This window comes from Labrenzia sp. R5_0 (assembly GCF_017743835.1).
Classification (GTDB): Bacteria; Pseudomonadota; Alphaproteobacteria; order Rhizobiales; family Stappiaceae; genus Roseibium; species Roseibium algicola.
Genome location: NZ_JAGHRK010000003.1, coordinates 264,924 through 288,188, shown reverse-complemented (window position 1 = coordinate 288,188; position 23,265 = coordinate 264,924). Strand labels below are relative to the sequence as shown.

The 23,265-nt window shown below is 59.8% G+C and carries 18 protein-coding genes and 1 tRNA gene; 13 read left to right on the top strand and 6 right to left on the bottom strand.

The genetic code is table 11. The annotated features are described in order from the left end of the window. Positions 1-68 precede the first annotated feature (68 nt). Positions 69-1,991, bottom strand: a complete 1,923-nt coding sequence (gene dnaK, locus J7447_RS16675; protein WP_022999135.1) for a molecular chaperone DnaK — start codon at positions 1,989-1,991, stop codon at positions 69-71. Between the two features lie 355 nt (positions 1,992-2,346). Between dnaK and J7447_RS16670 the strand changes: the two genes are divergently transcribed. Both J7447_RS16670 and J7447_RS16665 read left to right on the top strand, forming a co-directional pair. Then, positions 2,347-3,180 (top strand): hypothetical protein, encoded by an 834-nt coding sequence (locus J7447_RS16670; RefSeq protein WP_209170293.1) that lies wholly within the window; start codon positions 2,347-2,349, stop codon positions 3,178-3,180. A gap of 19 nt (positions 3,181-3,199) precedes the next feature. After that, a complete protein-coding gene (locus J7447_RS16665) occupies positions 3,200-3,823 on the top strand; it encodes an alpha-ketoglutarate-dependent dioxygenase AlkB (RefSeq protein WP_209170657.1) in 624 nt (207 codons plus the stop codon). 4 nt (positions 3,824-3,827) lie between these two features. Here J7447_RS16665 and J7447_RS16660 read toward each other — a convergent pair whose 3' ends face one another. Next, on the bottom strand, positions 3,828-4,298 hold the full coding sequence (locus tag J7447_RS16660; protein WP_209170292.1) for an OsmC family protein: 471 nt from the start codon (positions 4,296-4,298) through the stop codon (positions 3,828-3,830). Between the two features lie 82 nt (positions 4,299-4,380). Between J7447_RS16660 and J7447_RS16655 the strand changes: the two genes are divergently transcribed. Next, a complete protein-coding gene (locus J7447_RS16655) occupies positions 4,381-5,001 on the top strand; it encodes a GntR family transcriptional regulator (protein ID WP_209170291.1) in 621 nt (206 codons plus the stop codon). A gap of 23 nt (positions 5,002-5,024) precedes the next feature. On the opposite strand, the gene ubiB is transcribed toward J7447_RS16655, so the two are convergent. Then, positions 5,025-6,605 carry a 2-polyprenylphenol 6-hydroxylase gene (gene ubiB, locus J7447_RS16650; protein ID WP_022999141.1) on the bottom strand — a complete coding sequence of 527 codons (1,581 nt, stop codon included), beginning with the start codon at positions 6,603-6,605 and terminating at the stop codon, positions 5,025-5,027. Positions 6,606-6,608: 3 nt separating this feature from the next. After that, positions 6,609-7,412, bottom strand: a complete 804-nt coding sequence (gene ubiE / locus J7447_RS16645) for a bifunctional demethylmenaquinone methyltransferase/2-methoxy-6-polyprenyl-1,4-benzoquinol methylase UbiE (RefSeq protein ID WP_286189216.1) — start codon at positions 7,410-7,412, stop codon at positions 6,609-6,611. A gap of 241 nt (positions 7,413-7,653) precedes the next feature. Here ubiE and mutM point away from each other — a divergent pair, with 241 nt between their 5' ends. From mutM to gyrB, 8 genes are all read left to right on the top strand, one after another. Further along, positions 7,654-8,547 (top strand): bifunctional DNA-formamidopyrimidine glycosylase/DNA-(apurinic or apyrimidinic site) lyase, encoded by an 894-nt coding sequence (gene mutM, locus J7447_RS16640; RefSeq protein ID WP_209170290.1) that lies wholly within the window; start codon positions 7,654-7,656, stop codon positions 8,545-8,547. Positions 8,548-8,702: 155 nt separating this feature from the next. Next, positions 8,703-9,476 (top strand): enoyl-CoA hydratase, encoded by a 774-nt coding sequence (locus J7447_RS16635; protein WP_022999145.1) that lies wholly within the window; start codon positions 8,703-8,705, stop codon positions 9,474-9,476. A gap of 175 nt (positions 9,477-9,651) precedes the next feature. Further along, a complete protein-coding gene (gene rpsT / locus J7447_RS16630; RefSeq protein WP_022999146.1) occupies positions 9,652-9,918 on the top strand; it encodes a 30S ribosomal protein S20 in 267 nt (88 codons plus the stop codon). 674 nt (positions 9,919-10,592) lie between these two features. Next, positions 10,593-11,003 carry a rhodanese-like domain-containing protein gene (locus tag J7447_RS16625; protein ID WP_152504881.1) on the top strand — a complete coding sequence of 137 codons (411 nt, stop codon included), beginning with the start codon at positions 10,593-10,595 and terminating at the stop codon, positions 11,001-11,003. 154 nt (positions 11,004-11,157) lie between these two features. Further along, positions 11,158-12,633 carry a chromosomal replication initiator protein DnaA gene (gene dnaA, locus J7447_RS16620; protein WP_022999148.1) on the top strand — a complete coding sequence of 492 codons (1,476 nt, stop codon included), beginning with the start codon at positions 11,158-11,160 and terminating at the stop codon, positions 12,631-12,633. A 260-nt stretch (positions 12,634-12,893) separates the two neighbouring features. After that, on the top strand, positions 12,894-14,012 hold the full coding sequence (gene dnaN, locus J7447_RS16615; protein ID WP_022999149.1) for a DNA polymerase III subunit beta: 1,119 nt from the start codon (positions 12,894-12,896) through the stop codon (positions 14,010-14,012). A 38-nt stretch (positions 14,013-14,050) separates the two neighbouring features. Next, the gene (gene recF / locus J7447_RS16610; RefSeq protein WP_206908538.1) at positions 14,051-15,199 is read left to right on the top strand and encodes a DNA replication/repair protein RecF; all 1,149 of its coding nucleotides are present in this window, start codon (positions 14,051-14,053) and stop codon (positions 15,197-15,199) included. Between the two features lie 132 nt (positions 15,200-15,331). Beyond that, positions 15,332-17,785, top strand: coding sequence for a DNA topoisomerase (ATP-hydrolyzing) subunit B (gene gyrB, locus J7447_RS16605; protein ID WP_168686551.1), 2,454 nt, complete (start codon positions 15,332-15,334; stop codon positions 17,783-17,785). A 63-nt stretch (positions 17,786-17,848) separates the two neighbouring features. Here gyrB and J7447_RS16600 read toward each other — a convergent pair whose 3' ends face one another. Next, the gene (locus J7447_RS16600; protein WP_209170289.1) at positions 17,849-19,942 is read right to left on the bottom strand and encodes a GGDEF and EAL domain-containing protein; all 2,094 of its coding nucleotides are present in this window, start codon (positions 19,940-19,942) and stop codon (positions 17,849-17,851) included. A gap of 341 nt (positions 19,943-20,283) precedes the next feature. On the opposite strand from J7447_RS16600, the gene J7447_RS16595 reads away from it, so the two are divergent. Further along, positions 20,284-20,700 (top strand): septal ring lytic transglycosylase RlpA family protein, encoded by a 417-nt coding sequence (locus J7447_RS16595; protein WP_209170288.1) that lies wholly within the window; start codon positions 20,284-20,286, stop codon positions 20,698-20,700. Between the two features lie 358 nt (positions 20,701-21,058). On the opposite strand, the gene J7447_RS16590 is transcribed toward J7447_RS16595, so the two are convergent. Next, the gene (locus J7447_RS16590) at positions 21,059-22,615 is read right to left on the bottom strand and encodes a cryptochrome/photolyase family protein (protein ID WP_209170287.1); all 1,557 of its coding nucleotides are present in this window, start codon (positions 22,613-22,615) and stop codon (positions 21,059-21,061) included. A 487-nt stretch (positions 22,616-23,102) separates the two neighbouring features. Between J7447_RS16590 and J7447_RS16585 the strand changes: the two genes are divergently transcribed. Further along, positions 23,103-23,179, top strand: a tRNA-Arg gene (locus J7447_RS16585). Positions 23,180-23,265: the final 86 nt, after the last annotated feature.

Below are 23,265 nucleotides of genomic sequence, written 5' to 3'. Positions count from 1 at the left end.
AGGCAGTCGAGCGACCGGCGCCAGGATTGGACCAGCCAGCCGGAACACGGCTGGCTGGTATTTTTCGGTTATGCGGATTTTTTGTCGTCGTCTTCTTTGACTTCTTCAAAATCCGCATCAACGACATCGTCTTCGGCCTTGGCTTTCGGATCAGCTTCCTCGCCGTCTTCTGCCTGGGCGTCAGCCTGAGCTGCCTGATACATGGCTTCGCCAAGTTTCATGGAAGCTTCTGCCAGAGCCTGGGTCTTGGCCTTGATGTCTTCCAGGTCTTCACCTTCAAGAGCAGACTTCAGGGAGGCAAGCGCGGTCTCGATCGCGGACTTGTCGTCCTCGGAAACCTTGTCGCCGTAGTCCTTCAGGGACTTGTCGGTGGAATGGACCAGGGATTCGCCCTGGTTCTTGGCTTCCACCAGTTCCTTCCGCTTCTTGTCCTCATCGGCGTGGGATTCAGCGTCCTTGATCATCTGGTCGATGTCGCTGTCGCTGAGGCCGCCGGAGGCCTGGATGCGGATCTGCTGTTCCTTGCCGGTGCCCTTGTCCTTCGCGGACACGTTGACGATACCGTTGGCGTCGATGTCGAAGGTGACTTCGATCTGCGGAACGCCGCGCGGTGCCGGCGGCAGGCCGACCAGATCGAACTGACCGAGGATCTTGTTGTCCGCGGCCATTTCGCGCTCACCCTGGAAGACCCGGATGGTCACGGCCGTCTGATTGTCTTCAGCGGTCGAGAACACCTGGCTCTTCTTGGTCGGGATCGTCGTGTTGCGATCGATCAGACGGGTGAAGACACCGCCAAGCGTTTCGATGCCGAGCGACAGTGGGGTCACGTCGAGCAGCAGAACGTCCTTGACGTCGCCCTGCAGAACGCCGGCCTGGATCGCAGCGCCCATGGCCACGACTTCGTCCGGGTTCACACCCTTGTGCGGGTCCTTGCCGAAGAAGGTCTTCACGGTTTCCTGGATCTTCGGCATGCGGGTCATGCCGCCGACCAGAACCACTTCGTCGATTTCACCGGGAGCAAGACCTGCGTCCTTCAGAGCGGCTTTCATCGGCTCGATGGTGCGCTTGACCAGATCTTCAACCAGCGACTCGAACTTGGCGCGGGTGAGTTTCAGCGTCAGGTGCTTCGGACCGGAAGCGTCCGCCGTGATGAACGGCAGGTTGATTTCGGTCTGGGAAGAGGACGACAGTTCGATCTTCGCCTTTTCCGCAGCTTCCTTCAGGCGCTGCAGGGCCAGCTTGTCGTTTTTCAGGTCGATGCCCTGGTCCTTCTTGAACTCGGACGCGAGGTAGTCGACGAGAACCATGTCGAAGTCTTCACCGCCGAGGAAGGTGTCGCCGTTGGTGGACTTCACTTCGAAGACACCGTCGCCGATTTCCAGGACGGAGACGTCGAACGTACCGCCACCAAGGTCGTAGACCGCGATGGTTTTACCGTCGTTCTTGTCGAGACCGTAGGCAAGCGCTGCGGCCGTCGGCTCGTTGATGATGCGCAGGACTTCAAGACCCGCGATCTTGCCGGCATCCTTGGTTGCCTGGCGCTGCGCGTCGTTGAAGTATGCCGGAACGGTGATGACCGCCTGGGTCACTTTTTCGCCGAGATAGCTCTCTGCGGTTTCCTTCATCTTCTGAAGGATGAAAGCGGACACCTGGGACGGGGAGTATTTGTCGCCGTTGGCTTCCACCCATGCGTCGCCATTGTCGGCCTTGACGATTTCGAACGGGACAAGCTTCTTGTCCTTGTCGACGGTCGGATCGCTGTACCGGCGACCGATCAGGCGCTTGACTGCAAAAAGGGTGTTGGTCGGGTTCGTGACCGCCTGGCGTTTTGCCGGCTGGCCGACGAGACGCTCGCCATCGTCGGAGAAGGCCACCATCGACGGGGTGGTGCGGGCGCCTTCTGCGTTTTCAATTACCTTGGAATCCTTGCCGTCCATGACGGCGACGCACGAGTTCGTCGTGCCGAGGTCGATACCAATGACCTTTGCCATATCTGCCTCTCTTTCTAGCAAACCGGATAGACCCAAAAAGGCGTCATTCCGGCTCCTCTCAGTTGGGTTCCGGGTTCCCCCGGACATCGCGCCAGAACGCTAGGCTCATGATTTGGCGCGAAGCTTGACCGCTATATAGGTGGATGAAACTTTGCCTGCAAGACATCTGTCCACTGACATTTCACAGACCTTCCGTTCTTCGCCGATATTTCTTCCCAGATCGTTACCAGCATTGTCAGCTTTGCGAATTCCACATGCAATCGGCACATGGAGACGAGGTTTTGCTCAAACCTTGCGGACAATACGGTTAACATCGCCCCGTCACCGCAATGGCAACGCGGAAAGGAGATCCGAATTGCAAGATCCCAGCCTCTGGAATCGGCTTAAAGCCTGCCACCCGGACGATGTGGAAGCGGATTTCCCGTTCTCCGCGCGCCTTGCCCGAGACAATGGCTGGAGCACAAGCTTTGCGGGACGGGTCGTTGTCGAATATCTGCGGTTTGCCTATCTCAGCCGGCTTGGTGAAGGCATCGTGACGCCGAGCGACGAAGTGGACCAGGCCTGGCATCTGCACCTGACCTACACCAGACATTACTGGGGCCCATTCAAGGAAGCGCTCGATGGTCCGCTGCACCACATGCCGACAAAGGGCGGCCCGGAACAGGAAGTCCGGTTCCGGCAGGCCTATGCAAGAACGCTCCGGCTCTACCGGTCGGAATTCGGCGACCCGCCTGTGGACATCTGGCCACCGGAGGAACTCCGGTTCGGCAAGGCACCGGGCTTTGTCCGCGTGAATGCGCAGGATGTGTGGATCATCCGCAAGCCGGGCTGGCCGAACCAACTCGCAAGACTTGCCGGGAAGGTTGCGAATGCGCCCACCGCCGTCCACTGCGCCCTGCTGGCCGCCATGTCACTGCTTCTGGGCACCAGGCTGGCCTTTGCCCATGGCGAGGCGCAAGGCGATACTCTCATCGAGCGACTGCGCAACATGGTCTGGCACTGGGCCACCATGCACACGGCCGAATTCCTGATTTCCCTGTTTATCATCGCCGTGGTGCTGATCATCCTCTTCAAGAAATCGACCGGTGGAAATTCTTCCGGGTGCAGCTCAGGCTGCGGCACCAGCAGCAGCGGCGACGGAGGCGGCGGTGGCAGCTCCGGCTGCAGCGGTTGCGGCGGGGGCGACTGACGACCGGCGACAATTGACCATGCAGGAAATTCCCATAAACGGCCTGAGCGGGCTTTATTATCTGCCGGGTTATTTCGACCGCGAGGGCCAGGAACAGCTTCTGGCAGATATTCGCGCGATCGTCGCCGAAGCGCCCTTGTTCCAGCCGGTAATGCCGAAAACCGGAAAGCCCTTTTCGGTGCGCATGAGCAACTGCGGGCCGCTCGGCTGGGTGTCGGATATCCGAGGCTATCGCTACCAGCCGGCGCACCCCGAAACCGGCCGGCCATGGCCGGCCATGCCGGATGCCTTGACGCACGTGTGGAAGGACGTTGCCGGAACGGCGCCACAACCCGAAGCCTGCCTGATCAATTTCTATGATCCCAGCGCCCGCATGGGTCTGCACCAGGACAGGGATGAACAGATGTTCGAAGCCCCGGTCGTCTCGGTTTCCCTCGGAGACACTGCGACCTTCCGTGTTGGCGGCGTGAACAGGAAGGATCCGACCAAATCCTTCCGCCTTCAATCCGGTGACGTCGTCGTACTCGGCGGCGAGGCTCGACTGGCCTTTCACGGTATCGACCGCGTGTTGAAGGGAACTTCGACGCTTCTGAAAAACGGCGGCCGGATCAACCTGACCCTTCGGCGCGTCACTCCGCCCTGAATTCCTACGTTTCCACGTAGGTTGCCTCGAAGCTCACCGGAAAATTCACCGAGCGGGCGATGAAGCAGACCTTGTGGATCTCGTGGTGGATCGCATCGGCCGTTGCCAGGTCCGTGCCCTTAGGCACGGTGATGACCGGCTTCAGCACAGCGCGCAGAAAACGGCCAGCACCCGAGGGCTCGGTTTCCCCCGTCGCTTCCGGCGCGTCCTCGTATCCCATGACGGCAATGCCTGCATCGCTTGCCAGATGCAGGTACCAGAGCATATGGCAGCTCGCCAGGGAGGACAGGAGCAAGTCCTCCGGATTATGGAACGCGGGATTTCCCCCCAGTAGCGGGTCGTTCGAACAGGAAACCGGAGGCTTTCCAGGTGTTCGTATCTCCCAGGTTCGGTCATAGGACCTGTAAGTCCTCGTCCCCTCGCCCCGGTTTCCCGTCCAGTGGATGAGGGTTGTGTAGCCGTGCTCTTTGCTCATGCTTCCTCCAAAATGTATACATTTATACATTTTTGATTTACAGGCTGCTGTCAAGGCTCTATTGGAAATTTCGGGAGGCGCCATGTCCGCAGAAAAAATCGCAGCCACGCTTGAAACCGATATCATCTCCGGGATCTTCCGGCCGGGTGAGGAACTGAAACAGGGAGAGCTTGCTGCCCGCTTTTCGGTCAGTCGCATTCCCGTGCGCGATGCCCTGCAGCTGATGGCCGCCCGGGGCCTGATCGACCTTGAGCGCAATCGACGGGCTCGAGTGATCAGTCTTACCCCCGCGGAGATTGATGAGGTCTACCATCTGCGCGTGCTTCTGGAGACCGATTGCCTGCGGCAATCAATCCGGCGGCTAGAAGCAGACGATCTTGTGAAGATCGAAGCAGCCCTTGCCCACTCCAGCATAGACGCGGCAACCGACCGGTGGGCCGACGGCGACTGGGCCTTTCACAAGAGCCTTTATATGCCTGCAAGTCGGCCAAGAGAGCTGGCGATGATCGAGGATCTTCGGCGGACCTGCCGCATTCACATTGCCGGCTACGGCGTTCTGCCGACACTCACCGACTGGTGGCTGAAGGACCATGAAGACCTGGTGGCAGCGATGAAATCACGCGCGGAAAACCAGGCGGCAGACATTCTGGCCCGCCATATCGCGGACGCGCGACAGACATTGCTGGACGCAATGCCCGGCTGAACCTTCAGCGTGCCAGCCGAGCCTCAGAAAAGCATGTAGGTCGCCACGACCGCACAGGCGGCAATGACCCACAAGGCAGCCCGCCCCGAGCGGGTGTGACGTGCCTCTGCACGGCCGATTGCTTCTGCGGTCTCGTCATCGAACCTGAGGCCGCCCTGTGTCATCCTTTCCAGCTCTTCCGACATCCGACCGATCCTGTCGGCAAAGAGCGGCATGTCGTTGGCAATGCGCGCCAGTGCCGACAGCGCATCACCGGCGTCACGCAGTTTGCCGACCGGACCAAGGTTGTCCTTGATCCAGGTGCCGACAACGGGTTCCGCCGTCCGCCACATGTCCAGATTGGGATTGAGCGAACGCGCCACGCCTTCGACCACGACCATGGTCTTCTGCAACATGATCAGCTGGGTCTGGGTGCTCATCTCGAAGAGTTCCGTCACTTCGAACAGCTGGGTCAGCAGGCGGGCCATGGAGATTTCGCTGGCATCGTGACCGTGGATCGGCTCGCCGATGGCACGGATCGCCTGGGCGAACATGTCGACATCCTGATGCGCGGGCACATAGCCGGCCTCGAAATGTACCTCCGCCACCCGTCGGTAGTTGCGGGTGATGAAGCCGAACAGGATTTCTGCCAGGAACCGGCGTTCGCGCTTGTTGAGACGACCGATGATGCCGAAGTCGACGGCAACCAGGGTGCCGTCGGGCTCAACGAAGAGATTGCCCTGGTGCATGTCTGCATGAAAGAAGCCGTCGCGCAGTGTGTGGCGCAGGAAGCTCTGGATGACGGCAGCCCCCAGCGCTTCCAGGTCATGGCCATCTTCCTTGAGGCCCTCGACGTCCGACATCTTGCGGCCGTCGATCCATTCCATGGTCAAAACGCCCTTGGCGGTGCGCAACCACTCGACAGCCGGAACGCGGAACCCCGGATCGTCAGCGGTATTCTCGGCCATTTCCGACAGGGCCGCGGCCTCCAGACGGAAGTCCATTTCCATCGCGACCGACTGGGCCAGCGTGTCCACGACCGCAACCGGCCGAAGGCGCCGCGAGGGCGGATGGAACCGTTCGGCCAGGCGGGCAACGAGGTAGTAGCTTTCGAGATCGCGCTGGAAGCGGCGGGAAACGCCCGGCCGCAGCACCTTGACCGCAACCTTTCGCTCCGTGCCGTCCTGATCGAGGATCACGGCCGGATGAACCTGGGCAATCGAGGCAGCGGCAACGGCTTCGCCGAAGGACACGAAGACCTCATCGAGCGGCTTGCCGAGCTGCTCGGCTACCGCGGCGCAGGCCGCATCATGATCGAACGCCGGCAACCGGTCCTGAAGGGCTGACAGTTCGCGTGCGGCTTCCTTGCCGACCACATCGGCCCGGGTCGCCAGGAACTGACCAAGCTTCACGTAGGACGGCCCAAGCTTGTTCAGCGCGTCGGACAGGCGAAGGTCTGCCCGCTTGTTGCGAACCGACCGACGCTCCAGAAGCCGCGCCATGGCAATGGCGAACCGAGGCCCGGCCGGCAGGTCCGGAAGCGAAACGAGGCCGAAAACGCCCTCGCGCGCCATCACGAAACCCGCCCGCGCCAGGCGGAGAAAAGGCATCACGGGAAGGGCCATGTATCAGAGTTTCCAGCCGTAATGCAGGGCGGCGATACCGCCGGAGTAGTTGCGGTAGCCGATACGCTCGAACCCGGCTTCGCGGATCATGTCCGCAAAACGTTCCTGGTTCGGGAAATTGCGGATCGATTCCACCAGATACTTGTAAGGGTCACCGTCCCCTGTCACCCAGCGGCCCATGGCCGGGATCGCGTTGAAGGAAAAGGTGTCATAGACCTTGTCGAGCATCGGCACGTCGACTTCGGAGAACTCCAGGCACATGAAGCGGCCACCCCGCTTCAGGACTCTGCGCGCTTCTCGCAGCGCCTTGGGAATGTCCGGCACGTTGCGGATGCCGAAAGCGATCGTATAGGCATCGAAACTCTTGTCGGGAAACGGCAGCTCCTCGGCATTGCCCTGGCTGAAGGTGATAAGATCCGACAGACCAGCTTTTTCGGCCCGGTCGCGGCCGACGCCGAGCATGCTTTCGTTGATGTCGCACACCACGGCACGGGCCGTGTCGTTGGACCGGCGAACCACGCGGGTGGCGATGTCGCCGGTTCCGCCGGCCACATCCAGCAGCCGCCAGTTGGAGGCAGCTGTCTTGGGCGGTGCCAGGAACGAAACCATGGCATCCTTCCAGACCCGGTGAAGGCCGCCGGACATGAGGTCGTTCATGAGGTCGTAGCGCTCGGCAACCTTGTGAAACACATCGTCCACCAGTGCCTGCTTTTGCCCTTCGGCAACCTTGGTAAAGCCGAAACTGGTCGGCATTTCTTCCGGTGCGCGGTTCGACCTGGCCGAATGCCCCTGTGCCTGTTGCGTCATGAAAGCGCCTCCAAGATCACCCCGCGCCGCGACAAGACTGCCGGGCGGCGGCGGGTTCGATCACTTCTTACCCGTTGGACAAGCCACCTGTTGAAAGAGCTGGCGGATTGCCGTTTCGAAACTATCTTCAAAGTGCGCCGGACCATAGTACAAGCCATTGGCGAGCGCTATCTGTGCCGGCCACCAAAAACCATATGCCGCAGGCCTATAGCCTGCCATGACAGCGGATACCAGACCTCTCATGCCCGAACTCCCGGAAGTCGAAACCGTCAAGCGCGGCCTTGCCCCCACTTTCGAAGGGGCTCTGATTGCCAAGGTCGACCAGAACCGGCCGGACCTGCGCTTTCCTTTTCCGGACGGTTTCGCCGACCGATTGACCGGACGAAGGCTGACCGTGCTGTCGCGCCGGTCGAAATACCTGTTGGGCGATGTCGACAGCGGCGATGTTCTGGTTATGCACCTTGGCATGTCTGGATCGTTCCGGATCGAAAACGATCTTTCCGCGGATACGCCAGGCGCCTTTGCCCATGCGCGCAGCAAGGACCCGAAACACGACCACGTCGTCTTCCATCTGGAGACCGTTGACAGCGGGCGAGCCCGGATCGTCTACAACGACCCGCGCCGGTTCGGCTTCATGGATCTCATTGCCCGTCCCGTGCTTGCAGACCATCCCTTTTTCCGTGAGCTCGGCCTGGAGCCTCTCGGCAACGATCTTGGCGGCGAAACACTGGCGCGGCTTTTCAATGGCCGGAAGACGCCGCTGAAGGCGGCCCTGCTCAACCAGAAACTGATTGCGGGCCTCGGCAACATATATGTGTGCGAAGCGCTCTGGCGCACCGGGCTCAGCCCGGAACGGGCTGCCGGCACGCTGGTGACGAAAACAGGCAAGCCGACAAAAAAGGCGGAAGAACTGGCCGCCAATATCCGCGCCACCCTGGAAGACGCCATCCGGGCGGGCGGGTCCTCGCTGCGCGATCACACCCAGGCAGACGGCACACTTGGCTACTTTCAACACTCGTTTGCCGTCTACGACCGCGAAGGCCAGGCCTGCCGGACACCAGGCTGCAAGGGCACCGTCGCCCGGCTGGTCCAGTCCAACCGGTCAACCTTCCACTGCCCGGCCTGCCAGAGCTGACTTGTCCTATCGGTCAAGCTTGCCAGACCCGCCCGACCTCGGGTAGGCATTGCCGGTGAAGTACACGTCCAGGAAACCGCAGGCACCAGGAGCCGGGCTTGAGAAAGACCTGGTCATCCGGCCCGCCGCGGTTTCCAGCACTGGGAGCGGGCAACATGGGATATGAGAACATCCGCGTCGAAAAACGCGGAAAAGTCGGTCTGATCACTCTGGACCGGCCGAAAGCCTTGAATGCACTCAATTCGGCCCTGGTTGCCGAACTCGGCACGGCGCTTGACGGGTTCGATGCGGACGAGCGCATCGGCTGTATCGTCATCACCGGCTCGGAAAAGGCCTTTGCCGCCGGTGCCGACATCAAGGAAATGCAGCCGCACAATTTTTCGTCCGCCTATCAGACGGACCTGATCACGCCCTTCGACCGGGTTTCGCGCAACCGCAAGCCGATCATCGCCGCCGTGGCGGGTTATGCGCTTGGCGGCGGCTGCGAGCTGGCCATGCTGTGCGACTTCATCATTGCCGCGGACACGGCCAAGTTCGGCCAGCCGGAAATCACGCTCGGCGTTATTCCGGGCGCTGGCGGCACTCAGCGTCTGACGCGGTTCGTCGGCAAGTCCAAAGCCATGGAAATGGTCCTGACCGGCCGCATGATGGACGCGGAAGAAGCCGAGCGCAGCGGTCTCGTCAGCCGTATCGTTCCGGCGGATGACCTGCTTGAAGAGGCGCTGAAGGCCGCTGAAAAAATCGCCGATTTCTCTCTGCCTGTCGTCATGATGGCAAAGGAAAGTGTCGACCGGGCCTATGAAACCACCCTGTCGGAAGGCGTCCGCTTCGAACGGCGCGTGTTCCAGGCCCTGTTTGCCCTGGAAGACCAGAACGAAGGCATGAGCGCCTTCACCGAGAAACGTACGCCGCAGTTCCGGAACAAATAAACTACGGCGTTCAACGATAAAGCCGTTGACGGCGTCCGAAAGCGCGATTATAAGCAGCGCCCAATCGGTGGCGGTTTTCCGCCGCCGTTGTTTTTTGATCGGGTCTTGCAGCTTTGGCTCCCTTGTCCCGATCGCCACCGGACACTAGTCCCAATTACCGATCAGGATAGAGCCCATGGCCAACACACCATCGGCCAAGAAGGCGGCCCGCAAGATTGCCCGCCGGACGGCCACGAACAAAGACCGTCGCAGCCGCGTGCGCACGTTCCTGCGCAAGGTTGAGGAAGCAATTGCTTCCGGCGATCAGGCCGCTGCAAACGAAGCCTTCAAGGTTGCGCAGCCGGAAATCATGCGCGCTGCCGGCAAAGGCACGATGCATGCCAACACGGCCTCCCGGAAGGTTTCCCGCCTCAATGCCCGTATCAAGGCACTCAGCGCGTAACCGACCCGTCATACGACCGTTAAAAAGACCCGGCCACAGTGCCGGGTTTTTTTTAGCCACGCAATTTTGTGGATGACGAAATTTGACAACTCATACGCGCAATATTGCAATTTCTACCGAGTATAATAGTGTCAGGAAAAACGTTTATTTTTCAGATATTTACGCACATGTACCATTGAGAGAAGGCGATCAATCCGGATTCGATACGAGTCAAGCTATCAGTTCCGAAATTTTTTTTGAAATTGTTGTTTTTGAAATGTGACAGGGCGCTTCAGAGCGAAAAGTCATTGCGGCAAAACACATTTGCTCGCTCGCCAGCAGGGGCCAAAAACACAGTGACGCGGGGGGAGAAACCGGCACTTTCCGCCATTCGCAAAAACCCGCTGTTGCCCCTTCGGTCGCGGTCTGTATATTAACAATACGGCTGGCGGGTAAGACCAGCGACCAACTTAAAGACGGTGCTTGGAAAACAATGAAAAAGTTAAACCGGACCATCGCTGAGCACATCAAATCCAGTTCACGGAATGAATACGTTAGAGTATTCGAACACTCGGGCATTTAGCCTGAAGTAACCTACTTCTTTCTCAAGAAAATCTTGAAGAATACTTTTGATCAATAGCGTCACGCTATTGAAGGGGGCGGCTTTGCAATTTCAGGGTGGATATGCAGGAAATGTGACTGCGCAGGAGGCCTTTGACGGTCTTGCCGAGCAGCAGGAAGCAACTCTTGTCGACGTACGCACACAGGCTGAATGGTCCTTTGTCGGGGTGCCGGACCTTCGTCCGCTCGGCAAGGAGCCGATCCTGGCCGAATGGCAGAGCTTTCCGTCGACCGGACCCAATCCGGCATTCGCGGAATCGGTTTCTGATGTTCTCGTCAAAAAAGGACTTGACCGGAACGCGCCAATCTATTTCTTGTGCCGCTCCGGAGCACGGAGCCAGGCAGCTGCGATCGCCCTGACGCAGGCCGGCTTTACGCAGTGCTTCAATATCTCCGATGGTTTCGAGGGCCCACTCGGCCCGGATGGCCACCGTGGGACCCAGTCCGGCTGGAAGGCCGCCGGATTGCCCTGGATTCAAAGTTAGTTACCCTGCCCATCGACAGGGTCAGGTGAAGGGAGATTTTCCTTCGCCATATAAATAACCGTCCCAAAAGGGACATTATAATGCTGCAAAAGCAGCAAGGCGTCGAAGAACGGCTGTGGCGGACTGTTCTTCACATTTACAGGAGGCAGATGACATGCAGGTTCAGGAGGCAGGCGGCTCCGAACAGTGGAAACGGGTGAAGAAGCAGCTTCGCGCAGAATTGGGCGATGATGTTTTTACCAGCTGGTTTGCACGTGTAGACCTCGAGGAACATCAGGACGGCACCGTTCGTCTGTCTGTTCCGACCCGGTTTTTGAAGCAGTGGATTCAGAACAATTACAACGATCAGCTGATGGGTCTCTGGCAGCGTGAATGTGACAACGTTCACCGCATCGAACTGACGGTACGCGGCGCAATCCGCCCACGTCAGACCCCGATTGCCAAGCCAAGCCTCGCAGCCCCCCAGGGCAGCAAGCCGGCGGCTGCAGAAACCCGTTCCGACGCACTTTCCGACGCGGCACAGGTAACCCGGGCCCAGGCGGCAACCGCGGCTCTCGGCCGAGGCGAGACCAGCTCGGACAACGCTCGTGACGTCCTGCAAGGTGCGGCGCTCGATCCGAAATACACATTCGAGACCTTTGTCGAAGGCGAGTCCAACAATCTGGCCCTGGCTGCGGCCCGGCAGGTTGCTGCCGGCGGCGCGGTCACATTCAATCCGCTTTACCTGCATGCCTCCGTCGGTCTGGGCAAGACCCACCTGATGCAAGCCGTGGCCGCAAAGGCACGGGCGTCCGGTCGCAAGGTGCTCTACCTGACGGCCGAGCACTTCATGTACAAATTCGTTGCCGCCCTGAAGTCCCAGTCCGCACTGGCCTTCAAGGAGAACCTGCGCACGATCGATCTTCTGCTGATCGACGACATGCAGTTCCTGCACGGCAAGCAGGTGCAGCAGGAGTTCTGCCACACCCTCAACGCCCTCATCGACGGGGCCCGCCAGGTGATCGTGGCCGCAGACCGCGCACCGTCCGAACTTGATACTCTCGATGACCGTGTCCGCTCACGCCTGTCCGGCGGCCTGGTGGTCGGCATTCAGGAACCGGATTTCGCACTGCGCCGGAACATCCTGGCCACGCGCGTCGATACGGCCCGCAAGACCTACCCGCAGTTCGACGTTCCGGAAGGTGTGTTGGATTACGTCGCGCGCCATGTTGCCTCCTCGGGCCGCGACCTTGAAGGCGCGCTCAACCGGCTGATCGCGCACAACCAGCTGACCAACCAGCCGATCACGCAGGAAATGGCCGAGATGACCCTGCGCGACCTGGTTCGCTCCAGCGAGCCGCGCCGGGTGAAGATCGAGGACATCCAGCGGGTGGTCTCCAAACACTACAATGTCACCAAGGCGGATCTGCTGTCGGCCCGGCGTACCCGGACCATCGTTCGCCCGCGCCAGATCGCCATGTATCTTGCCAAGGTGATGACCCCGCGCTCGCTGCCGGAAATCGGTCGCCGGTTCGGCAACCGGGACCACACAACGGTTCTGCACGCTGTCCGCAAGATCGAGGAAATGGCGCGTGCCGACTATGCCCTGGCGCAGGAGCTGGAACTGCTCAAGCGCATGCTTGACGCCTGAGGCGGCAAGCTTCGGAAACGGGCCTTTTGCGGATGCCTGCCTGAATTCATACGGGCATCCGCCAGCCTGATCCCGGATCGCGCTAAACCAAGGTTAAAATACACGATATTCTACCAAAATTGGGGGCGTTCGGGCAGAACGCCCCCTTGCTTTTGGAGCCGGTTAAGGGCAGTGTCGTCCACCCCGCTCCACACCGGAGCCAAGAATATTCAATCAGCCCGGCAGTTCAGCCAGGCGCTTCATGAGTACGGAACGAGAGTATGAAAGCGACCCTCGAGCGGACCGACCTCCTCAAGTCCTTGACCCATGTTCACCGCGTGGTCGAACGCCGGAATACCATTCCGATCCTGTCGAACGTTCTTCTGCGCGCCGATGGCGGCGCGATCAACCTGAAGGCAACGGACCTCGATCTGGAAATCGTCGAAAGCGTTCCGGCCATGATTGAATTGCCGGGTGCGACCACCGTTCCGGCACACATGTTCTACGACATAGTTCGCAAGCTGCCGGAAGGCTCGCAGGTGGTTCTGGAAACCACCAGCGACAACGCCACGCTGGAAATCCGTGCCGGTCGCTCGAAGTTCACCCTGCAGATGCTGCCGGAAACCGACTTCCCGGACCTGACCGCGGGCGACTTCAGTCACGGTTTCGCACTGACAGGCGCCGATATCCGCAAGCTGATCGACGCGACCCAGTTCGCGATTTCGACCGAAGAGACCCGTTACTATCTGAACGGTATCTACCTGCACACGGTAGACGCGGGCTCCGGTCTCCAGTTCCGCGCTGTTGCCACAGATGGCCACCGTCTGGCCCAGGCAGAAGTGCCGGCGCCTTCCGGTTCGGCCGGCATGCCGGGCATCATCGTGCCGCGCAAGACCGTTGGCGAGATCCAGAAACTGCTCGAGAACCCGGAAGCCAATGTCCAGGTCGAGCTTTCCGATACCAAGATCCGCCTCACGACCGGCTCCGTCATCCTGACGTCCAAGCTGATTGACGGCACCTTCCCGGACTACGGCCGGGTGATCCCGCAGAACAACGACAAGGAAATGCGCGTCGACCGGGACGAGTTCAAGGAAGCTGTCGACCGCGTGTCGACGATCTCTTCCGAACGTGGCCGTGCCGTCAAGCTGTCGCTGACCGAAGGTCGCCTGGTGCTGACCGTGAACAACCCGGATTCGGGCAGCGCGACGGAAGAACTTGCCGTCGAATATGATGCCGATCCGTTGGAAATCGGTTTCAACTCCCGCTACCTGCTCGACATTGCCAACCAGCTGTCGAGCGATACGGCCCTGTTCCGTCTGGCGGACAGCGGCTCGCCGACCCTCATTCAGGACAACACCGTCGACGACTGCCTGTTCGTTCTCATGCCGATGCGGGTCTGATCTAGCCGGCACGCCCAAACAGTAGCGGAAGTGGGGTCATGACAGATTACCGGACGGCGCGGCTGACCCGTCTGTCGCTGACCGGCTTCCGCAACTACAGCACGCTGACATTGCCGATGGCGGCCAGGATGGTCGCTTTCGTCGGCCCCAATGGCGCCGGCAAGACCAATATTCTGGAAGCCATATCCTTTCTGACTGCCGGCCGCGGCCTGCGCCGGGCGGCCCTTGCCGACATTGCGCGCAAGGACGGCGATGGCAGCTGGAGCGTTGCCGCAACAGTTCTCTTGGATGGATTCGAAACCAAAATCGGCACAGGCTTGGTGGCCGGCACCTCCGGGCGCAAGGTGCGTATCGACGGCGAGGAAGTTCGCGGCTCGGAAAGTCTTCTGGACTACATGCGGGTGCTCTGGCTCGTGCCTTCAATGGACGGGCTGTTCACCGGCCCCGGCTCCGACCGTCGCCGTTTTCTTGACCGGCTGACGCTGGCGATCGACCCGACCCACGGCCGCCGGGTCAGCGACTTCGAAAACGCCCTTCGTCAACGCAATCGCCTTCTCGATCAGGGCGGCTCCGATGCCTTTCTCAGCGCGCTGGAACAGCAGGTCGCCGAGCTCGGCACCGCCGTCTCCATCGCCAGGGCAGAGACCGTCGACCTGCTCAGCCGCATGATTGCCGGCCAGGCAGCCCAGGACCTGCCGTTTCCCCATGCTTCGGTTTCCCTCGAAGGTGCCTTCGAGGCGGAAACCGCCGGTTTGAGCGCCTCCGACCGGGAGGATCGCTACCGCCAGATGCTGCAGGACGGTCGACACCGCGACAGGGCCGCCGGGCGCACGCTCAACGGACCGCACCTGAGCGATCTCACCGTTCATCACGCAGCCAAGGCGATGCCGGCTTCGCAATCCTCGACCGGGGAACAGAAAGCGCTGCTGATAGGCCTTATCCTTGCGCATGCCGAACTGACGGCAAAGGTGTCGGGAATGACGCCTGTCCTGCTGCTTGATGAAGTCGCCGCGCATCTCGATCCCGACCGTCGTTCTGCCCTGTTTTCGAAGCTGGATTCCCTTGGCGGACAGGTCTTCATGACCGGTACGGACGAGGCCCTTTTCGAGGCTTTGCCGGCGGATGCCGAAGTGTTTGAGATCCGAGAGCACCAGGGCCGCCTGCTGAAGCGAGGCGAGGCCCCTTAAATCCGCCGGAATCTTATGGTTTTCCACCAGAATCCCTTCGCTGGCTTGGCTATGGCCGGCACGTGGTTGAACCCCCGCCGGAACCCCGTATAACGGGGGTGGAAAAGATAAATCGATTGGTGATTGATTCGCATGAGCGACACGTCCACGCCTGAGAGCAGCCCGACCCCCGAAACCAATGGCGGTGCCGAATATGGCGCCGACAGCATCAAGGTCCTCAAGGGCCTCGATGCCGTGCGCAAGCGGCCCGGCATGTATATCGGCGACACCGATGACGGCTCCGGTCTGCACCACATGGTCTACGAGGTGGTCGACAACGCCATCGACGAAGCGCTGGCCGGCCACGCCGACCATGTGACCGTGACGCTCAACCCGGACGGATCGGTTACGGTATCCGATAACGGCCGCGGAATTCCGACGGACCTGCACCCGGAAGAAGGCGTGTCGGCTGCCGAGGTCATCATGACCCAGCTGCACGCGGGTGGTAAGTTCGACCAGAACTCCTACAAGGTCTCCGGCGGTTTGCACGGCGTGGGCGTATCCGTGGTCAATGCACTGTCGACAAAGCTGGAACTGCGCATCTGGCGCAACGGCGAAGAACACTCCATGACCTTCGCCCATGGCGATGCCCAGGCACCGCTCAAGGTGGTTGGGCCGGCCAACGGCAGAAAAGGGACCGAGGTGACCTTCCTGCCGTCACCGGAAACCTTCACCAAGACCGAGTTCGATTTCAGCACGCTTGAACACCGGCTGCGCGAGCTGGCCTTCCTGAACTCCGGCGTCCGCATCATCCTGACGGACAAGCGCGGCGTTGAGGACAAGGTCGAGGAGCTGTTCTACGAAGGTGGCCTGGAAGCGTTCGTGCGCTATCTGGACCGTGCCAAACATCCGTTGATCGAAGAGCCGATCAACATGCGGGCCGAGCGTGACGGCATCACGGTCGAAGCCGCCATGTGGTGGAACGACAGCTATCATGAGCATGTGCTGTGCTTCACCAACAACATTCCGCAGCGCGATGGTGGTACTCACCTTGCCGGTTTCCGGGCTGCGCTGACCAGGCAGGTCACCGGCTATGCGGAAGCAACCGGACTGATGAAAAAGGAAAAGGTGAACCTTTCCGGCGATGACTGCCGTGAAGGCCTGACCTGCGTTCTTTCCGTCAAGGTGCCGGATCCGAAATTCTCGTCCCAGACCAAGGACAAGCTGGTTTCCTCCGAAGTGCGTCCGGTGGTCGAAAACCTGATCTCGCAGATCCTGAGCGAATGGCTTGAGGAAAACCCCGCGCCGGCCAAGACGATCGTCTCCAAGGTGGTGGAAGCGGCGTCCGCGCGTGAAGCCGCCCGCAAGGCACGCGAGCTGACGCGCCGCAAGGGGGCCCTCGACATCGCCTCCCTGCCCGGCAAGCTTGCCGATTGCCAGGAGCGCGACGCCTCCAAGGCCGAACTCTTCCTGGTGGAGGGTGATTCCGCAGGTGGCTCGGCCAAACAGGGCCGTCACCGCGAAAACCAGGCCGTGCTGCCGCTGCGCGGCAAGATCCTCAACGTGGAACGGGCACGCTTCGACAAGATGCTGTCCTCGAACGAAATCGGCACGCTGATCACGGCGCTTGGAACCGGCATCGGCAAGGAAGAATTCAACGTCGAGAAGCTGCGCTATCACAAGATCATCATCATGACCGATGCTGACGTGGACGGCGCGCACATTCGCACCCTGCTGCTGACGTTCTTCTTCCGCCAGATGCCGGAGCTGATCGAAAACGGCTACATCTATATTGCTCAGCCACCGCTCTACAAGGTCAAGCGCGGCCAGTCCGAACAGTACCTGAAAGACCAGAAGGCGCTGGAAGACTATCTGATCGGACAGGGTCTGGACGAAGCTTCGCTGACGCTTGCCAACGGCGAGGTTCGCACCGGCCAGGACCTTCGTGCCGTCGCCGAAACCGCACGGACCATTTCCGACATCTTCGACGGGTTGCATTCACGCTACAACCGCGATGTTGTCGAACAGGCCGCGATTGCGGGTGCGTTGACACCGGAGATCCTGGACGATCAGGGCAAGGCTGAGGAAGCTGCCGCCTATATCGCCCGCCGGATGGACATCCTGGCCGACGAATTCGAACGGGGCTGGACCGGCGAAGCGCGGGACGACGGCAGCCTTGTGTTCAAACGGATGGTTCGCGGCGTGCAGGAAGCCGCAACGATTGACGCTGCCCTGCTTGGCTCCACGGACGCACGCCGTCTTGCAGCACACGCAGCCCATCTGAACGAGATCTACGGCAAGGCCGCCGTCTTGCGGCGCAAGGATATCTCGACGGAAATTCGGGGGCCTCGCGCCTTGCTGAACCAGATCTACGCCGCCGGCCAGAAGGGTATCTCGCTGCAGCGCTACAAGGGTCTCGGCGAGATGAACCCGGAACAGCTCTGGGAAACGACGCTCGACCCGAATGTCCGCTCCCTGCTGCAGGTGAAGGTGCGCGAGGCGGACGACGCCGACGACATCTTCACCAAACTGATGGGAGACGAAGTCGATCCACGGCGCGAATTCATCCAGGAAAATGCCCTGGCCGTGGCCAACCTCGACATCTAAGGCCTTGGCAAACAAACAAAAAAGCGGCGCTATGCGCCGCTTTTTTTACGTTTCAGGTTTCGCTCAACCGCCGGGCCAGGGTTCTGGCCGACCGAAGAAGTAGCCCTGTGCCGCCTCGATATCGAGCTCCCTCAGCAGACTGGCCTCTTCCGCCGTTTCCACATGTTTGGCGATCACCTTGATGCCGAGCTCGTGGGCGGCGCGTACCAGCCCGTTCAGGATGGCCGCCTTGGCGGGCTCTTCCACCACCTGCTGAGTGAGGCTCGATTCAAGCTTCAGCCATTCGACACGCAGGTTGGTCAACCGCGACAGAACCGGCCAGTGTCCGGCAAAGTCGTCAATGGCGGTCTGGCACCCCAGTTCGTTCACGAACTTGAAAAACGCCTGAACGCTCGCTGGCTCCCGCAGAAAATCCTTTTCCGCGATTTCGAGGCACAGCTTGGATGCCAGCAGCGGATTGACCGACAAACGATGATAGAGCCCATCACGGAAGACCGGATCGCGGGCGGATTCAGCCGAGACGTTCATCGTCAGGATGGTACGGTCGGGATTGCGCTCTGCCGCGTCCAGCACCTTGTCCAGCGTCCAGGCATCCACCTGTGCAATGAAACCGGAGCGTTCGGCGGCCGAGATCCAGGCACGTGACGAAAGGCCCCGGGCACGATCCCCCTGCAGACGCAGAAGGATTTCAGAACCGCAGGCCCTGTTCCGCTTCAGGCAGACGATGGGCATCGCGTAGAGCGTCAGCTCGTTGCCACGGAAACTTCCCGGCTCGGGTAGATCCGCCAGCTCACCCCCCGCTCCTTCGCAGTCCTGCGGCTGCACCGAATGAACCTGCACGGAACGGCCGCCAAATCGCTTGCCGCGCAAACATGCCCGGTCGGCCAGCCCCAGAAGAGCTGCCGCATCACCTTCACGCAGCTTCACGTTGCTGTCGAGGAACGCCACACCGATGGACCCGCCAATGGTGAACACCCGGTCCCCCACCTCCAGGCGGATACGGTCAAAACCGGCCAGAATTTCCTCGGCGATATCGAGAGCGGCTTCCTCGTTGACCACCGGCACCATGCCGGCAAATTCATCGCCGCCGATCCTGGCGGCTGTACCGAATTCACCCAAGGTCAGGCGCAGGCAAGCCGCGACACGCTGGAGCATGTCGTCACCCGCGTCGTGGCCACCAAGATCATTGACCTTCTTGAACTCGTCGAGATCGATATAAAGAACGGCAAGGCCGATTTCATCTTCTGCGGCAAGCCGGGTCAGTTCGCGTTTCAAGGCCTTGGTGAAGGCACGGCGGTTCTCCAGGCCCGTCAGCGGATCGAGATACGCCAGGCGCCTGTTTTCGGCGGTTTCCTGAGGGCAGTCGACATTGCGCCGGATAACCGCCATGGAGGCACCGATGCCCGGCTTACTTTTCACCGCACCGGGAATGGGAACGAGCCGTACTTCGCACATCTGGCGATCAGCCACGTAACCTGCTGCCTGGAAGCTTCGGTTTTCCGGAATATAGAAGGTCTGCGGCAGTTCGCCTTCCAGATTTTCCAGGGCTTCGGCCAAGAGGTCCACTTCATAGTCGCTGTTGATCAGCTTCAGCAGCTTTCCCGCCATTTCGTCGGGGCTTTCGGAACCGTCGAACACAAGAACGTCGTCCGGAAAATGCTCCAGAAGATCGAGATCCCTTGCGGACTTCGCGGAGCGGATTTCATTTCGGGCCGGCTCTGGCAGGGTAACGATCTCGTCCTGGCCGTGTTCTTCCAGATCGAACTGCACCAGGACGGCCTGGCGCTCGCCCGAGAGGGAGACAAAGGATGTGCAAATCATGTGGTGGCAGAAGGTTTCGCCCGACTGCAGCACGATGGCCCCGCTCGCCTGCGCGGGAACGCCGCTGAAGGCCGCCGACAGAACCGCCTCGCACCGCCGCCAACTGGTTTCCGACAAAAGCGACGGCAGGCTGACCGGCACCGGAAAGACACCTTTTGCGGCGCAAAGCGCCTTCATCTGCTTGTTGTGAACAAGGACGCTGCCATCCTGCGCGACGTAGGCCGCAGCATGGGGAAGAACCTCCAGCAGGGACGTGTGGAAGCCTGTAAGATTATTATTTTCCGCACGACCGGATTGTTCCAGCCGGTCGCTTAAGAACCGATGGCTGACTTGCACCAGACCGCCCTTTCAAATTGCCGTTAAAATGGCGCTAATCAATACACACATGCGCCGCTCCTATGTAAAAATTACTAACACAGTTCAGTTGGCAAAACCGAAACAGAAAAACTACCCACAACTCTTAGAATTTTTATAGTAAATCAAAAATTAATGCGACCCTTTCAAAGGTATTTAAAATTTTATGTTTATTTTATACTAACGCCTCATTTGCCCCGAAAACTGCCACATTTTGATCACCCTCACGACGTAAAGGCGCCGCTACGGAATGTTACCAGCGTCGTCACGAAACTGTGTTCAAGATCGATCGGGGCGGGCTCACTTGCCCCAGGGGGACTATCATGAAGAGAATTATCTTCGCGCGGCATTTATCGCGCGTTGCCTTGGCGGGTGCCTTGCTTGCAGCAGCAGGTGTCGTCAGCGGTGCTCAGGCGGGCGTCTATCAACAATGCGGGAAAGCGTCCTGGTACAAGCTCGGCGGCACCACCGCCAGTGGTGAACGTGCAAATCCCAATCGGCTGACCGCAGCCCACAGGAGCCTGCCCTTCGGTACGCTGGTGGATGTGACCAATCTTGCAAACGGAAAGACCGTCACGGTGCGTATCAACGACCGGGGCCCCTTTGCCAAGGGCCGTGTTATAGATGTGACCTGGGCGGCAGCAAAAGAGCTCGGCTTTGTCCGCAGAGGCATCACGCGCGTAAAACTTTCCAGCAAAACCGGGAAAATTTCTTCCGAATATAAGCAAATTTGCCAATAAATTTGCGGCAGGAAAGACAATATTTCCTTGCCGCAACGGCGCCTCCAAATTGTATGACAAATTTAAAGCGCTGAATTTAATGAATTAATTTGTACGACACATTATTTCATATATGACTCAGTATGAATAACGATCAGTCGCATTACAGTGAATCAAAAAATAAAATATTTTACGGTAATGACAATCGAGAAAGATGCCGCTAGAGTTGCCGCCGTGGTCGATGGGGCCACGTGCACAGTAACTTTATTCGCGCAGTCTAACGGCTGCGCGTTTTTTTTGTAACATTCCTCATCCCGCCGTAACCGGCTCGAAACAGCCCTCGATAGCCTCTGCGTTTGCTTACGCGGACGAGCCACTTTCAGACCTCCTCCCCCTCGAGCAGACGTTTCAGGAAGTCCGCAGCACTTTCCTTGAGTAGCTGCTGTTTTTCCGGCCCCATCCTGGCCCAGGACGCGTAAGGCTGACCGAGCCGTGGATTGCCCTTCAGCACCTCCTTGTTACGGTCCAGAAAGTCCCAGTAAAGCGCATTGAACGGACAGGCCTTCGGCCCGGTCTTCTGCTTCACGTCATAAGAGCATGCGCCGCAATAGTCCGACATCCGGTCGATATAGTTGCCGCTCGATACATAGGGTTTGGAGCCGAGGAGCCCGCCGTCGGCGAACTGGCTCATGCCGATGGTATTGGGCGCTTCCACCCATTCATAGGCGTCGGCATAGACCATCAGATACCATTCATGCACTTCCTTCGGCCTGACGCCCGCCAGCAGGGCGAAATTGCCTGTCACCATCAGTCTTTGAATGTGGTGGGCATAGGCTTCTTCCAAGGTCTGGCCGATCGCTTCCGACAGGCAGCGCATGCGTGTCTGTCCGGTCCAGTAGAAATCGGGCAACGGATGGTCGGCGCCAAGTGCGTTGCTGTCGACATAGTCCGGCATCTTCAGCCAGTAGATGCCGCGCACATATTCCCGCCAGCCAAGGATCTGCCGGATGAATCCTTCGGCGGCATTGAGCGGAACCTTGTCCTCTTTCCATGCCACTTCCACCTTCCGGCACAGCACCTTGGCATCCAGCAGGCCGGCATTCAGATAGGCCGACAGGACCGAGTGGAACAGAAACTTCCGGCCGCTCAGCATGGCATCCTGATAGGTTCCGAAATCGGCCAGCATGTCGACCAGGAAGTGCTCACAGGCCTCTTCCGCGTCCTTGCGGGTCACTGCGAACCAGAATGGCTCAAGATCGCCCATGTGCCCGGAAAATCGACTGGCGACCAGGTCCAGCACCTCTTGTGTGATTGCGTCCGGCTCAAAGCGCTTCGGCTCTGGCATGAACAGGTCCGGCTGCGCGGGCTTGCGATTGTCCGCATCATAGTTCCATTTGCCCCCCGCAGGCTTGTCACCGTCCATCAGCAGGCCGGTGGAACGGCGCATCTCGCGGTAGAAATATTCCATGCGCAATTGCTTGCGTCCGTCCGCCCACGCCCGGAAATCCGCCAGCGTTGAGAAGAACCGCGTGTCGGTAAGGATCTCCACCGGAAGGCTGAAAGCGTCAGACCAGGAGCGCATGTCCTCCAAGACCCGCCACTCGCCGGGTTCGGTAACCACCATCCGCTGTGGCCGCAGGCGTTCGCAGGCCCGCTTCACCTCGCCCTTGAAGCTGCCGCTGTTGGCAGGGTCATCCAGCTTGACGTAATCCACCGTCCAGCCGGCTTCCTTCAGCTCTTCGGCGAAGTGGCGCATGGCGGAAAACAGGAAGGCAATCTTCTTCTTGTGATGGCGCACATAGGTGGCCTCCGCCATCACCTCGACCATCAGCACCCTGTCGTGGGCCGGATCGGCCCGCTTCAGGCTGGACAGGTCAAGGCTCAGCTGGTCTCCCAGCACAAGTACAAGCGAACGGCAGTGGTTGGTCTCGGTCATGGGGCTCTGTTTTTTCCGGTCCTGGCCTTCCTACGCACAAACCCCGCCGCCCTATCACCTCTGCGGCCATTTTTTCCTCGCGCTCCCGGATCAAACGCGACCCGCCCTATTCTGTCCGGCCAGTTTCTCCCTAACCAGCCAGGCTCGAGCACCCAAAAACCACCGGCAGCTGCGCAGATAACCAAGCGTTCATCCAGCCCCGACAACCCCGCCGATATCTTGTCCAAAATTTCAGAAAGCGATTGCCCCGGATCGCCGGATCTTGTATCAGACCCCTCTATCCGCCGCGCAGCCATTGCGCGCGCGAAGAGCACCCGTAGCTCAGCTGGATAGAGCGCTGCCCTCCGAAGGCTGATGTCAAGGGGCTAGGCTACAAAGAGGAGACGAAAAGAGGTAGTAAGAACAAGGATTTGCGAGGCCCTCGTTCTTTTCTTTCATCTCGCGAAAAGTTCACGTAAGCACTGCGTAAGCAGTTGCGATACGGTAAGCACCCATAGCTCAGCTGGATAGAGCGTCGCCCTCCGAAGGCGAAGGCCCCAGGTTCGAATCCTGGTGGGTGCGCCACTTCCCCACAGTCAAACATCAAGCAAAGCCAGCCTTTCCGTCATAGCGCTCACCATAATTGCATATGTATGCGAAGCAGTCTTTCA

What these genes read in the sequence shown, in the direction of transcription:
- J7447_RS16660 (WP_209170292.1), bottom strand. Translation starts at nt 4,298, where the DNA reads ATGAGCAAAGAGCACGGCTACACAACCCTCATCCACTGGACGGGAAAC.
- J7447_RS16665 (WP_209170657.1), top strand. Translation starts at nt 3,200, where the DNA reads ATGCAGGAAATTCCCATAAACGGCCTGAGCGGGCTTTATTATCTGCCG.
- recF (WP_206908538.1), top strand. Translation starts at nt 14,051, where the DNA reads ATGACAGATTACCGGACGGCGCGGCTGACCCGTCTGTCGCTGACCGGC.
- dnaK (WP_022999135.1), bottom strand. Translation starts at nt 1,991, where the DNA reads ATGGCAAAGGTCATTGGTATCGACCTCGGCACGACGAACTCGTGCGTC.
- mutM (WP_209170290.1), top strand. Translation starts at nt 7,654, where the DNA reads ATGCCCGAACTCCCGGAAGTCGAAACCGTCAAGCGCGGCCTTGCCCCC.
- J7447_RS16595 (WP_209170288.1), top strand. Translation starts at nt 20,284, where the DNA reads ATGAAGAGAATTATCTTCGCGCGGCATTTATCGCGCGTTGCCTTGGCG.
- J7447_RS16635 (WP_022999145.1), top strand. Translation starts at nt 8,703, where the DNA reads ATGGGATATGAGAACATCCGCGTCGAAAAACGCGGAAAAGTCGGTCTG.
- J7447_RS16655 (WP_209170291.1), top strand. Translation starts at nt 4,381, where the DNA reads ATGTCCGCAGAAAAAATCGCAGCCACGCTTGAAACCGATATCATCTCC.
- gyrB (WP_168686551.1), top strand. Translation starts at nt 15,332, where the DNA reads ATGAGCGACACGTCCACGCCTGAGAGCAGCCCGACCCCCGAAACCAAT.
- dnaA (WP_022999148.1), top strand. Translation starts at nt 11,158, where the DNA reads ATGCAGGTTCAGGAGGCAGGCGGCTCCGAACAGTGGAAACGGGTGAAG.
- dnaN (WP_022999149.1), top strand. Translation starts at nt 12,894, where the DNA reads ATGAAAGCGACCCTCGAGCGGACCGACCTCCTCAAGTCCTTGACCCAT.
- ubiE (WP_286189216.1), bottom strand. Translation starts at nt 7,412, where the DNA reads ATGACGCAACAGGCACAGGGGCATTCGGCCAGGTCGAACCGCGCACCG.
- J7447_RS16590 (WP_209170287.1), bottom strand. Translation starts at nt 22,615, where the DNA reads ATGACCGAGACCAACCACTGCCGTTCGCTTGTACTTGTGCTGGGAGAC.
- rpsT (WP_022999146.1), top strand. Translation starts at nt 9,652, where the DNA reads ATGGCCAACACACCATCGGCCAAGAAGGCGGCCCGCAAGATTGCCCGC.
- ubiB (WP_022999141.1), bottom strand. Translation starts at nt 6,605, where the DNA reads ATGGCCCTTCCCGTGATGCCTTTTCTCCGCCTGGCGCGGGCGGGTTTC.